This window comes from Paraburkholderia sp. GAS199, from assembly GCF_050436585.1.
Taxonomy (GTDB): domain Bacteria; phylum Pseudomonadota; class Gammaproteobacteria; order Burkholderiales; family Burkholderiaceae; genus Paraburkholderia.
The window spans coordinates 196,931-209,707 of sequence record NZ_JBNDMM010000009.1; the positions used below are offsets into that span (position 1 = coordinate 196,931).

Sequence of the window (12,777 nt, forward strand, 5' to 3'; positions counted from 1 at the left end):
TGAAGCATCGCGCCATAGTGCTCGATCTTGCGCGCGCGGACTGTTCTGTTTTTATCAATTTAGGGCTAACCCCGATACGGCGAGCGCCTCACGTCAACGGATTGAACGCGGTATGCGGGGAACAGCCGTTGTGCGGTCAGGCCTGTGCGACCAGACGCTCCAGACCCGGCAGATCGAGAATCACGAAATGGGAGTAGGTGGTGCGGATGATGCCTTCGCGCTCGAGATTCTTGAGTTCGCGGTTCACCACGGGGCGCGACCGGCCGACCATGTCGGCGAATTCGTCCTGCGACAGTTTGAGCGAGATCGCCACGCCCTCGGGACGCGGCATGCCCCACGGTCCGACGAGATAGAGCAGGATGCGCGCGCACCGTTGGCGCAGCGTGAGCAGGCTGTTGTCGGAAAGATCGAGATACAGCGTGCGCGAGCGCAAACAGAGCAGACGCATGACGGCTCGCGCGAAGCCGGGTTCCGTGTCGAGTACGTCCTGAATCAGCGCTTTATCGAACAGCAACACGAGTGTGTCGGCGTGCGCCACGCTGTCGTGAATCGCACCCTGTTCGTCGAGCACGGGAATCAGGTTCATCAGTTGCCCCGGCTCGAGATGGCGCAACAGAAAACGCTTGCCGGCTTCGGTGGTCACGCTGATTTCGAGTGTGCCGTCGACGATCAGACACAGATGCTCGACCGGCTGCCCCTGGCGGCAAAGCGCTTCGCCGCGCTGAAGCAAACGGACTGTACCTTCCCTCAGCAGACGGTCGATCGTCTCGGGCCGGCACGTGGCGAACCATGCTGAGCGGTGCAGCGCTGCGCTGGCCAGCGCGCGCTGGGACGGACGGACTGTTTCTGTCATGTTTTTTACAGATTTGCGGACCTCGTCTCCCTAGACTCGTTTCATTCAATCAGAAGTGAGGAGACGAGAATGTCCGACGATCATAGCATCGGCGCGAGCGCGTATCTTACGGCGTTGCAGGAGGCCAGCGTGACCCATTTCGTCACGGTGCCCGACCTGATCCAGGTCGCGCTGCATCAGGCCATGGAGCGTGGCGACAGCGACCTGCGGCTCGTGCGGACCTGCAACGAAGACCAGGCGGTTTGCGTTGCCGCGGGTCTGACAATCGCCGGCCAGCGTCCCGTGGTGGTGGTGCAGAACCAGGGTTTCTACGCGTGCATCAACACGATTCGCGCCGTGGCGCTCGACGCGCAAATCCCCACTGTTTTGATGATCGGACAGTTCGGCCGCGAGCACGACAACTTCGGTCAACCTCACACGTCGTCGCGCCGGCGCGTGGTGAATCTGCTCGAACCGCTGCTCAATGCGCTGGGCGTTCCCTTCTGGTGTCTCGAAAGCAATCGCGACGTTGCCGAGGCCGTGCCCGCGGCATTCGATGCCGCTCACAACCGACGCGGCCCGGCGGCATTGATTGTCGGCCGCCCTGTGGCGTGGCACTAAAAAAGGAAGGAGAAAATACCATGCGAATCGGAGAAGCTTGCCAACAGATCGCGCTTGCGCGCAAGGAGCGCGTGATCGTCGCGACGATGGGCGCCATGTTTGCATTCGACGCACTCGGCGTGACCGAACGCCGTTTGAGTTCGGTGCCGTTGATGGGTGGCGCGGCAGGGCTCGCGCTGGGACTGGCGCTGGCGAAACCGCAAGTCGGCGTGATCGTCGTGGACGGCGACGCGAGCCTGTTGATGCAACTGGGCGGTCTCGTCACCGTAACCGATAGCGGCGCGACCAACATCGTTCATTTCGTTATCCAGAACGGTGCGCAGTTTGCCGGTACGTCCAACCTGCCGGTGCCCGGCGGCGAGGCCGTCGATTTCTGCGCGATGGCGCTGGCTGCGGGCTACGCAAGCGCCCACGTATTCGACGATCGTGCCGCGCTTGCCGACGCGTTGCCGACGCTCCTCGCCGCACCCGGACCGGTTTTCGTGGCGCTCAAGGTCGAGCCGGAACCGCCGCGTTTCGGCCCGGATCAGCCGCAGCCGGAAATGCCCGACCGTCAGTTTCAACGCATGGGTATGGAAGCGGAGCAACTGGGCGTGTGGTACGCGTCGGAGAGCGGCGCGCGTCATTGACGTGCGGGCCGCAGCGGTGTGTCGAAGACGTGGGTCGTGATCCGGCAGGATAGCCGGCTCGACCGCGTAGTAAGTCCGGAGCCGGTCGGGTCCGGACAGCAGTCACTCCTCGTCAGGGTCGTGCGGATCGATGCATCCGTGGCGGGGAAACATAAAAGAAAAGCTGGAGACGGAATGAAAGCAGTTCATCACCTGCCCGGACACGGGCGCATCGCATCTCCGACCCGCTGGTTAGGGTCGCCTCTGCCGTCGGGCGCTTACGTGCCCTCATACGCGGTGCGCTGACCCTCGTTGGTCCTCGTCGCATGTCCTCCCGCTGCGGTGTGTCTCACGCCCGGCGCAGGCGAAGTCGCGTGGTCCGGTTTGACCACGCGACTTCGCAAGACCTGCTTTTCGTATCCGTTTCACGATTCGTCGGGCCGGCACCGCACGACAGTTCGCGTGCCGGCCGCAGCTAGCGATGCAGGTTTTTTATAAAACAAGATCGGAGACAAGCCTTGCTGAAAAAACTGAAAACACATCGGGGACTCGGAATCGCCATTCAGGCGAGCGCCGTTGCGGCGATCGCCTGTCATGGACTGGCGGCGCATGCGCAGTCGTCGGTGACGCTTTATGGTATCGCCGACACGGCGGTTCGCTACACCACGCACGCCGACGCCAAGGGCGATTCGAAGACGCAACTCGGCAACGGCGGCGCCAGCGAAAGCCTGTTCGGGATGCTCGGCTCGGAGGATATTGGCGGAGGAACGCGCGTTGTATTCCAGTTGGAGAACCGCTTCTTTCTGAACTCCGGCATGAGCGATCCCAGCTATCCGTTCTTCAATACGGCGTTCGTCGGTTTGCAGTCTTCGACGTTCGGCAGGCTGACACTCGGCCGCCAGCTCAACCCGATGGCCGATGCGGTAGGACGCACGTACATGAGCCAGAACTTCTATCAGTTCCGTCCTGAAGTCGGCATGGCGCAGGGCAACTTCACCAGCAGCATGGCGAAGTACGCGGCCGCGTGGCACGACGTCACGGTGGAGTTGTCGTACGCGTTCGGTGGGACGGCGGGCGCATTCGGCGCGGGCAGCCAGATCGGCGCGTCGATTGCCTATGTGCCGAAAGGACCGTTGCGCCTCGGCGCCGCCTATCTGGATTCGCGCGACGCAATGAACTCGTCGGCGCACTTCAAGGCGTGGACGGCAGGCGCCGCGTACACGTTCGCGAGCACGACCTTCAACGCCGGCTGGGTCGTGAATCGCCAGGATCAGGGCTTTACCGGCAACTTTCCGAACGGGCCGTTCACCGCGCCGCAGTTGACCGCGCTCAAGTTCAACACGTTCTCGTCGCGGGAAATGTTCTTTGGCGGCGTGAGCCAGCGCTTCGGTGCGGCGACGCTCGTCTCGGCCAACGTGTGGCGCACCTTGCAGACCGGCAAGGCCGCGAGCGGCGACGGCAACGCGACGCAATTCCAGTTGCTCGCGGATTACAGCCTGTCGAAGCGGACGGATACTTATATCGAAGGCGACTACTCGCTGTATCGGGGCGGTCTGATCGGCGCGCAGGCGCAGGGGTTCAACGGCGTGAGCGCGGCGGCGCAATCGACGCAGCTAGGCGTCATGGTCGGTTTGCGTCACAGGTTCTGAGAGAAGCGTTTTTTCATTCAACACGGCTGACCGGCAGCGACCGGCGCAAGGAGCAAATATGAACGCGCGCTATCAACCAGCGAGGGCCTGGAGCATCGCGGTATTGCTCGCTCTGTTCATGCTGGTCAACTTCGTCGACAAGATCGTGATCGGTCTGGTGGCGGTGCCGATGATGAAAGATCTCGGTCTGACGCCGGTGCAGTTCGGCGTCGTCGGCGGCAGTTTCTTCTGGCTGTTCGCCATCTCCGGTATCACCGGCGGCTTCATGGCGAATCGCATCAAGGCGAGCACGCTGTTACTGGTGATGGCGCTGCTGTGGTCCGCGTCGCAATTGCCGGTGGCGTTCTCGACTTCGATGACGGTACTCATCGCCGCGCGCGTGCTGCTCGGTATCAGCGAAGGACCTGCGTGGCCGGTCACCATTCACGCCTGCTTCAAATGGTTTCCCGACGACCGGCGCAATCTGCCGGTTTCGATGATCGCGCAGGGCGCGACCGTGGGCCTGCTGCTCGCCGGCTTCTCGATTCCGCTCATCACGGCGCACTGGGGCTGGCGCGCGAATTTCATCGCGCTGGGTCTGGTCGGCGTGATCTGGGCCGTGCTGTGGCTGGCATTCGGCGGGGAAGGGGCAATCGGCGGTCATGACGCCGTGAAGGCGTCGGGTCACGCGGCCGAGGCGCGCGTGCCGTACCGGAAGTTGCTGGCCGACCGGATGGTGCTCGGCAATTTTCTGCTGCACTTCGTGGCCTACTGGAGCCTAGCGCTGATACTCACGTGGTTGCCGAGCTATCTGCAGAAAGGCCTCGGCTACGACGCCGTCACTTCGGGCCGTCTGTTTGCGCTGGTGGTCCTGATCGGCACGCCGATCAACGTCGGTCTCTCGTGGTGGTCGCAACGGATGCTGTCCAACGGCGCTTCGTCGCGGATGGCGCGCGGCGTCTTCGCGAGCATCGGGCTGGTCGTGGCGGGCGTGCTGTTCTGTCTGCAGATGGCGCTCGATCTCAGCAACATGCAGAAGGTCCTGCTCGCCGCCGTCGCTTTCGGCCTGACGCCGATCATCTACTCGCTCGGCCCGGCGATGCTCGGCGAGGTCACGCCGGGCGCGCAACGCGGCGGCATTCTGGCAATCGACAACTCGATCGCGTCCATCGCGGGCGTCATGGCGCCGGTCGTCACCGGCAAGCTCGTCGAAGTCACGACAGGCTCCGGCGCCGCGGGCTACGAACAGGGTTTTGCGATTTGCGGCTGCATGCTGATCGTGGGCGGCTTGATCGGAATGTTCTGTCTGGACCCGGCGAAATCGGTGCGCCGTCTGGCCGGATCGCGACCGGATCAGGCGCCATCCACGACGCGATCTGTTTGATCCCAATTGCTATCTGAAGGAGTACACGATGCCTGAAGGTTTGCCGTCCTTGTCGCCCTACATGGGCGGACCCGTGAGCGTCACGACCGGACGCAAAGGTGAAGTTGCCAACGCGCGATTGATCGCTCACGGCGAGGCGCTCGGGCGCAAGCTGCACCGGGTGACGGATCGCGTCTATTGCCAGTTGGGCAGCAGCCTCGGCAACTCCACGATGGTGTTGGGGCAGGACGGCATGATCGTCATCGATACCGGCGACTGTGTGCAGCAGTCGGTCGAACAGCGCGAAGACTTTCGCAGCGTGACGGATCGCGCCGTCAGCGCGCTGATCTACACGCACGGCCACTACGCGCTCGGCTCCCGCACCTACGTGGCGCCCGGCGACGAAGAACGTCTGCCGATCTACGCGCACCGGGACCTGCTGCAAGTCATGTCGCGCACGCTCGGCGATCTTGCGCCTTTTCTGACGCGGCGAGTGGCGATGCAATTCGGCATGTTCCTGCCGCCATCAGGGCCGGACGCGATGCCGAACCAGGGGCTAGGCGCCGAGTTTTTCCCGCTCGACCGATACACGCCGACGCCCGGCTTCGTGCGACCGAATCGTCTGCTGGACGACGGACAGTGCGAAACCATCGACGGTCTGCGCTTCCAGTTCTGGCATACGCCGGCCGACTCCGACGACACGGTGTTGATCTGGATGCCCGACGAGGGCGTGGTGGTCAACAACATCGCGTGGCCGGCGATGTTCAACATCTACACGCTGCGCGGCGAAGCGTTCCGCAATCCGACGAGGCTGTTGCCCGGTCTGGACAGAATTCTGGCGCTCGATCCCGAACATCTGGTGGGCGTGCACGGCGTGCCGATCAGCGGCAAAGAGGCGATTCGTCAGGCTGTGACGGAGTACCGCGATTGCATCCAGTACACCTACGACCAGACCGTGCGCGGCATCAATCAGGGGCTGACGCCGGATGAACTGGTGCGCTTCGTGCAACTGCCTGCGGCGCTCGCCAACGGTCGCCTGACGGGGCAGTTCTACGGCGAGTTGCCGTTTTACGTGCGGCAAATCTATTGCGGTCTCGTCGGCTGGTTTGGCAGCGACACCGTGGAACTGCACCGTCTGCCGGAAAACGATGCGGCGCGTCGCTGGGTCGATCTGGCGGGCGGCGCCGGGCGCGTGTTGCAGCAGGCGCGCGAGGCGCTGGAGAAGCGCGAGTTTCAGTGGGCCGCCGAGCTCTCGACCACCGCGTTGCGCGCGGGCGCCGACGTCGCGGCCGCGCGGCAAATCAAGGCCGATGCCTTGCGCGCAATGGCACAGGTGACCACGGCCGCGAATACGCGCTCCTGGTATCTCGCGCAGGCTCGCGAACTCGAAGAGAAAGTCGATACCCACCAGTTGCCATTCACCTTCGTGAACGCATCGACGGTTCGTCAGATGCCACCCGGCACCTATGTCAACGCGATGCGCTTCAAGCTCGATCCCTCGCTGAGCGCAGAACGGCCGCGGTGCGTGCATCTCGCGATCGACCAGCACCACTTCACGCTGCTGTTGCGTCATGGCGTCGTGCAGGTCTTGCCCGGATGCGTCGACGAAGCCGACGCCACTGTTGGATTGACGATGGATCAGTGGGCCGCTCTCGTATCCGGTGACGCTGCTCAGGCCAATGCGCCGGCATCGGAAGCGCGCTTCGGTGGCGACGAAACACTGGGCCGGGCGCTGCTCGATGCATGGCGTTAGCCGATAATTTTGCGCGTCAAAAAAACGATTGATTAAATGTAAGGATACCGAAACATGAGCAGCACGCTAGATCGCTATCGTGGACAAGACATCGGTCTGGTCGACGGACCGCGCGGTGCGCGAGTCGCCGCATCGACGTTGAAAGCGGTGGCGGCCACCTTTGCCGTGGCGCCGCGACTCATCGAAGTCGCGCCGAAAGTCTGGAATCTCGTGGGCATCGGCATTTCCAGCCGCATGATGATCGATGCGCCCGAAGGTCTGGTGATTTTCGACACCGGCGACGATCTGGAGGACGGCGAGCACGCGCTGGCCGAGTTCCGCAAGGTCAGCGACCGTCCGATCAAGGCTATCGTCTATAGCCACAATCACTACGCGCATGGCACGCAAGCCTTCGTACGCGAAGCGCCGGACGCGATGATCATCGGTCATCATGAGGTGAACCGGCATCTGGCCGAGATATCCACCGGCTTTGCATCGGGCGGTGAATTTCCCGAGGCCGTACCCGCGCTGACTGCCCGCTACGAGCGTCAGTTCGCGCTGCATCTGCCGCCGACGGGCCCGGACACCGGTCTCGCCGCGATCATTCCGCCCGGCCGCGCCAAAGGCACGGTGCCGGCCACGCATCTCGTGCATGACGGCGACGAGCTGACGGTGGCGGGGCTGCGCATGCAGTTCTTTACCGGACACTTCTCCGATTCGGAAGACACGCTCACCGCTTGGGTGCCGGAGATGAAGCTGGTCTACAACAACTTCCTCTGGCCGAGCCTCTTCAACTTTTATACGCTGCGCGGCGATGTGTTTCGCGACCCGTCGTCGTGGCGCAATGGTCTGAAGCTGATCCGCGACCTCGAACCGGAACTGCTCGTCAACACTCACGCCTTGCCGTATGTCGGCAAGGCCAACGTGCGGCAGGCGCTGGAACTCTACATGGACGCGATCAGTTACATGATCGATCAGACCTTGCGTGGCATCAACAAAGGTTTGTTGCCCGATGAGTTGAAGGAGTTCGTCAAACTGCCGCCGCATCTGCGCGAGTTCGCCAACAACGCGGAAACCTACAGCGAGTTTTTCTATTTCCCGCTGCACCTCTATCACCACATCTTCGGCTGGTTCGACGGTGACGCCGCGAGCATTCATCGGCTCGCACACGATGAAGAAGCGCGTCGCATCGTGGCGGGTTTCGGTGGAGCGTCGAAGGTGCTCGCGCAGTACCGCGAGGCGATGGCACAACGCGACCTCGTGTGGGCAAGCCGCCTCGCGGGCTGGTTGCTCGCCACCGACCCCGAAAACGACACCTATCGTCAGGCTCAGGCCGAGGCGTTGCGCCAGATCGCGTATCGCGCGCCGGGCACGATTCCGCGCCACTTCAACCTGACGCAGGCGCTGGAACTGGAGCGCAAGATCGCGCCCGTGCGCAGCGTGCTGCCGGATGTGCAGACGGTCAAAGCTGCGGAGCCGGCGCGCTTCATCGACTTCCTGCGGGTCCGTCTTGACCCGCAGCGCTCGGCCGGCGTGCAGCAACGTCTGGTGATCGAGATATCCGACCGGAACGCGCGCCATGCGTTGCAGGTGCGCCGCGGCGTCTGCGAATTCCATCGCGATCCGGGTGAGACCGTGATCGGCGATCTCAGCTTGCGGGTCACGCAGCAGGCGTGGGCCGAGTACTACGTCGGCCGCCAGTCGATCGCGGCGCTGCTGGATAGCGGCAGCGCGACCTGCGATCGGCGTGACGATCTGATTCGCTTCTTCGCGTTGTTCGACGACGCGCAGGAGTCCATTACACATGATGTTGCCGCAACGCCGCAGGGAGCCGTCGCATGAGCAATGCCGAATATGATTACATCGTCGTGGGAGCGGGTTCGTCCGGCGCCACGCTTGCCACCCGCCTGACTGAAGACGCGACCACGCGCGTGCTGCTGTTGGAAGCCGGTCAGCCGCGCGATAAAGACTTCTGGGTCAGGACGCCGGTTGGCGTGGCCAGGATTCTCGGCGATGCCAACTATGTGTGGCAGTCGAAGACCGTGCCTCAGAAGAGTTTGAAGGGTCAGGAAATCTACTGGCCGCACGGCAAACTGCCGGGCGGGTCGAGCTCGGTCAACGGCATGATCTATGTACGTGGCGACCCGCGCGAGTACGACGGCTGGGCGGCCGCCGGTTGCACGGGTTGGTCGTATCAGGATTGCCTGCCGTATTTCAAGCGGATGGAGTCGAGCAAGCGCGGCAACGACGCGTACCGCGGCCGCAGCGGCCCGATCTCGGTCACCGATCTGCGCGATAGCCGACGTCACGTTCTGTCGGAAGCGTTTGTTTCGGCATGCCAGCAAGCCGGTATTCCGCTGGCCGAAGACTACAACGGAGAGAAGTACGAAGGCGTCAACTTTCTTCAACTGTCGACGCGTAATGGCCGGCGTTGCAGTACGGCGCTCGGCTATCTGACCACGTCGCGGCAGCGCGCCAACCTCGACTTTCAGGTCGAAGCGCATGTGACCCGCGTGCTGTTCGAAGGGAAGAAGGCCGTGGGTGTCGAGTATCTGCAAGGCGGCCAGATCAGGACGGCGCGCGCACGACGCGAAGTGGTGCTCTCCAGCGGTCCCATCAAGACGCCGCATATTCTGGAGTTGTCCGGTATCGGTCAGGCGAACCGTCTGCAGAGCCTGAACGTGCCGGTTATTCACGACGCGCCGGAGGTGGGCGAAAACCTGCGCGACCACTTGCAGGCTCGCATCACCTTCGAGTGCTCGCAATCCATCACGATCAACGAAGTGCTGGGCAGCAAATGGCGCACGTTGCTGATGGGCGCCAATTATCTGATGACGCGCGACGGCTTCATGGCGACGCCGTCGGCCACGGCGCACGCGCAGGCGCGGACGCGGCATGAACAGACCCGGCCCGAAGTGAAGATCCAGATTCACCTGATCAGCGGTCCCGATCGCTACAGCGTCGATCCGTTCCCCGGTTTTCAGGTCGGCTTCTTCCAGTTGCGTCCGCAATCCAAAGGCTGGTTGCACGCGAGCTGTCCGGACCCGCTGGTCGATCCGACTATCGAGCCCAACTACCTGACGCACGAGGAAGACACGCGCGCCATGCTGGACGCGCTACATCTGTCGCGCAAGGTGATCGACCAGCCGGCCATGCGCGAGTACGTCAAGCGCGAAACGCGGCCCGGCACGGACATCCGCGACGACGAAGGTCTGCTGGACTACATCAAGCAATGCGGACAGACCTCGTGGCATCCGATCGGCACCTGTCGCATGGGCAGCGATGCGACGTCGGTGGTCGATCCGCAGTTGCGCGTGCGCGGTGTGCAGGGACTGCGCGTGATCGATTCGTCGATCATGCCGACCATGCCGTCGTCGAACACGAACGCCGGCTCGATCATGATCGGCGAGAAGGGCGCGGATCTGCTGAGGCAATAACGGATGTACGGATGTGGCGGCAGCCGGGCAAATCCCCGGCAGATGGGCGATGCAAGGCATTAGGGTTTGTACGTATTTCTACAACATTGTTTTGTTTTGCAGGTACTTAATTGCGAACGAGCTCCGGCCTAGACTGCAATCACTGAAACGCAAACGGGTGTTTGCGGAACAAACGAAGTCTGGAGGTCAACATCATGAAACTCGTTCAATCGCTCATCGTTGCAGCTGCTCTTGCTATCCCGGCTGTCTCGTCGTTCGCTCAATCGAATGTCGCCGCTGCTCCCGCCGACGCACAGGTCGCAGCCGACCATGGCGGTGTCGCCGACGGCGTGTCCGCTTCGGGCGGCCGTCACGAACTGCGTTCGTTCGGTACCGCCGTCTCGCATCTGGGACACAAGATTCAAGGCTCGGTGCGCCCCGACCCGAACGACGGCATGAAGCCCGTGTTCTTCGGCGGCGCCTGATTCGCCCGAGGCAATAATGCAAAAAGACGCGCAGATTGCTCTGCGCGTCTTTTTGTTTTCAGGCTTCGACAACTGAAGCGATTCACCGGAAATGGCTTCGGACGGATGCACCAACGGTGCGCCGCCGTCCGCCCCGGCTACATCATTCGTCCAGCGTTTCCGGCTCGATCTGGATGTTCTGCTCGCCCGCCGCCTTCTTTTCCCAATAGCGCTTGACCCAGTTTTCGAAGGTCTTGCCTGCGGCCGTATCCTTGCCCGTGAAGGCGATGGACACGATCTGCGGGTACGGCAGCACTTCCTTGGTCTGCTTGCCGGTCGGGATGATGCGCACGAAGCAATCCTTGAAGGCCGCGCCGTATTGACGGTCGTACAGATAGCCCACCACCGAGGAGCCGTCCTTGAGCGTGATGGTGACGTCGCCGCGATAGTCGAAGGCTTTTTCCATTGCCTCGCGCACTTCTGCTTCGTTCGTCAGTTCCGCCACCCAGCCTTCGAGCTTTTCGTGCTCGGTACCGGCAGCCGTTTCCATCAGATCCGGATCGACCACGGCCGCGACGGGCTGCACCGCCACGGCGGTTTCCTGCTTGGCCTTCGACGGCACGAACACCATCGGCACTTCGTGCGACGTCTTCTTCCAGCCGGCGAGGATCTCGTTGGCCTCGTTGTCCTGATAGCGATCGAACAGCATCGCCTTGACGGTCTGGAACAGACCCTTGAACGAGCCGAACGTGTAGTTCACGCCGCTGGCTTCATAGCCCGAGTGCACCATGCAGTTCGCGCACTTCGGGTTGCCGCTTTCGGTGCCGTAGTTCGACCATTCCACGCTCTTCATCAGCTCGTCGAAGCTGTCGGCATAACCGTCCTGAAGCAGGTAGCAGGGCTTCTGCCAGCCGAAGATGCTGTACGTCGGCATGCCCCACGGCGTGCAGGTCAGCTCCTTCTTGCCCATCAGGAATTCCATGAAGATCGGCGACGCGTTGAAGCGCCAGCTCTTCTTCCGGTTCGACAGGATCGAGCGGAACAGGCGCTTGGAACGCGCGCGGCCGAGGAAGTGCTTCTGGTCCGGTGCCTTGTCGTACGTGTAGCCCGGCGACACCATCATGCTTTCGACGCCGGCTTCCATCATTTCGTCGAAATGCAGACGCACGCTGTTCGGATCGGCGCCGTCGAACAGGGTGGTGTTGGTGGTGACGCGGAAACCGGCCGCCACCGCTGCGCGCACGCCTTCCATGGCGATGTCGTAGCCGCCTTCACGGCACACGGCGAAATCGTGGTGCTCGCGCTGGCCGTCGACGTGAACCGAGAACGACAGATACTTGCTCGGCTTGAACAGATGCAGGTTCTTCGCGAGCAGCAGCGCGTTCGTGCACATGTAGACGTATTTCTTGCGCGCGACCAGACCCGCGACGATCTCGGGCATCTGCGGATGCAGCAGCGGTTCACCGCCCGGAATCGCGACCATCGGCGTCCCGCATTCCTCGACCGCCTTGAAACACTGCTCGGGCGTCAGTTGCGATTTCAGCACGTGCGCCGGATATTGAATCTTCCCGCATCCCGCGCAGGCCAGATTGCAGCGCATGAGCGGTTCGAGCATGAGGACCAGCGGATAACGCTTGCGGCGCATCAGCTTCTGTTTCAGGACATAGGTGGCGACCGTCCAGGCCTGCGAAATTGGGACTGCCATGCTGCAAATACTCCTTTGTATCCAGTTACTTGGCGCACGAACCGGCGCTCGGGGCCGGCAGAAGCCGGGCATTCGATCTGGGGTTCGATCGGGAGCCAAGAACGTATCGGGGCGTCGGATTCTCGACTTTGGGCGCAATGATCGCACAAGCTGGGTCTAAGCGTCGCCCACCGCGTGCGTCGGGTGTTGCGCGGCGTTTGTTCGGAATTCGAACAGGCCCCGATCGGCTCTCATATAAATGGTCGCATCAAAGCCGTCAGAGGCACGCCGGGCGGGCGTCGCGGCCTGGTCGGCGTGTCTTCTGGAGGCGCCAAATCCTGACGTCTGCGGCCGATGGCGGCCAGAATGGGCTGACCGTGGGCTGACTGCAATTTTGGCGCACTGGTGGCAACCTATCGGTTTGGGCGC

The 12,777-nt window shown here is 62.7% G+C and carries 10 protein-coding genes; 8 read left to right on the plus strand and 2 right to left on the minus strand.

Annotated elements, in window-relative coordinates; translation table 11 throughout:
- Positions 1-136: 136 nt before the first annotated feature.
- Complete coding sequence (locus P3T18_RS30130; protein WP_429303609.1) at positions 137-853, minus strand: Crp/Fnr family transcriptional regulator; 717 nt, start codon at positions 851-853, stop codon at positions 137-139.
- A 69-nt stretch (positions 854-922) separates the two neighbouring features.
- On the opposite strand from P3T18_RS30130, the gene P3T18_RS30135 reads away from it, so the two are divergent.
- The 8 genes from P3T18_RS30135 to P3T18_RS30170 all read left to right on the plus strand — a co-directional run bounded on the left by P3T18_RS30135 (position 923) and on the right by P3T18_RS30170 (position 10,685).
- A complete protein-coding gene (locus tag P3T18_RS30135; RefSeq protein ID WP_429303610.1) occupies positions 923-1,453 on the plus strand; it encodes a thiamine pyrophosphate-binding protein in 531 nt (176 codons plus the stop codon).
- Positions 1,454-1,473: 20 nt separating this feature from the next.
- The gene (locus P3T18_RS30140) at positions 1,474-2,082 is read left to right on the plus strand and encodes a thiamine pyrophosphate-dependent enzyme (protein ID WP_429303611.1); all 609 of its coding nucleotides are present in this window, start codon (positions 1,474-1,476) and stop codon (positions 2,080-2,082) included.
- Positions 2,083-2,579: 497 nt separating this feature from the next.
- Entirely contained in the window at positions 2,580-3,710 is a 1,131-nt protein-coding gene (locus P3T18_RS30145; protein ID WP_429303612.1) for a porin, read from the plus strand.
- 58 nt (positions 3,711-3,768) lie between these two features.
- Positions 3,769-5,073, plus strand: a complete 1,305-nt coding sequence (locus P3T18_RS30150) for an MFS transporter (protein WP_429303613.1) — start codon at positions 3,769-3,771, stop codon at positions 5,071-5,073.
- 28 nt (positions 5,074-5,101) lie between these two features.
- The gene (locus P3T18_RS30155; RefSeq protein WP_429303614.1) at positions 5,102-6,805 is read left to right on the plus strand and encodes an alkyl sulfatase dimerization domain-containing protein; all 1,704 of its coding nucleotides are present in this window, start codon (positions 5,102-5,104) and stop codon (positions 6,803-6,805) included.
- A 54-nt stretch (positions 6,806-6,859) separates the two neighbouring features.
- Positions 6,860-8,626: an alkyl sulfatase dimerization domain-containing protein gene (locus P3T18_RS30160; RefSeq protein ID WP_429303615.1), complete on the plus strand. Its 1,767-nt coding sequence runs from the start codon at positions 6,860-6,862 to the stop codon at positions 8,624-8,626.
- Positions 8,623-10,221, plus strand: coding sequence for a GMC family oxidoreductase (locus P3T18_RS30165; RefSeq protein ID WP_429303616.1), 1,599 nt, complete (start codon positions 8,623-8,625; stop codon positions 10,219-10,221). Before P3T18_RS30160 ends, P3T18_RS30165 begins: the two co-directional genes overlap by 4 nt.
- Before the next feature lie 194 nt (positions 10,222-10,415).
- On the plus strand, positions 10,416-10,685 hold the full coding sequence (locus P3T18_RS30170; protein WP_429303617.1) for a hypothetical protein: 270 nt from the start codon (positions 10,416-10,418) through the stop codon (positions 10,683-10,685).
- Positions 10,686-10,827: 142 nt separating this feature from the next.
- Here P3T18_RS30170 and hpnH read toward each other — a convergent pair whose 3' ends face one another.
- Positions 10,828-12,369, minus strand: a complete 1,542-nt coding sequence (gene hpnH, locus P3T18_RS30175) for an adenosyl-hopene transferase HpnH (RefSeq protein ID WP_429303618.1) — start codon at positions 12,367-12,369, stop codon at positions 10,828-10,830.
- Positions 12,370-12,777: the final 408 nt, after the last annotated feature.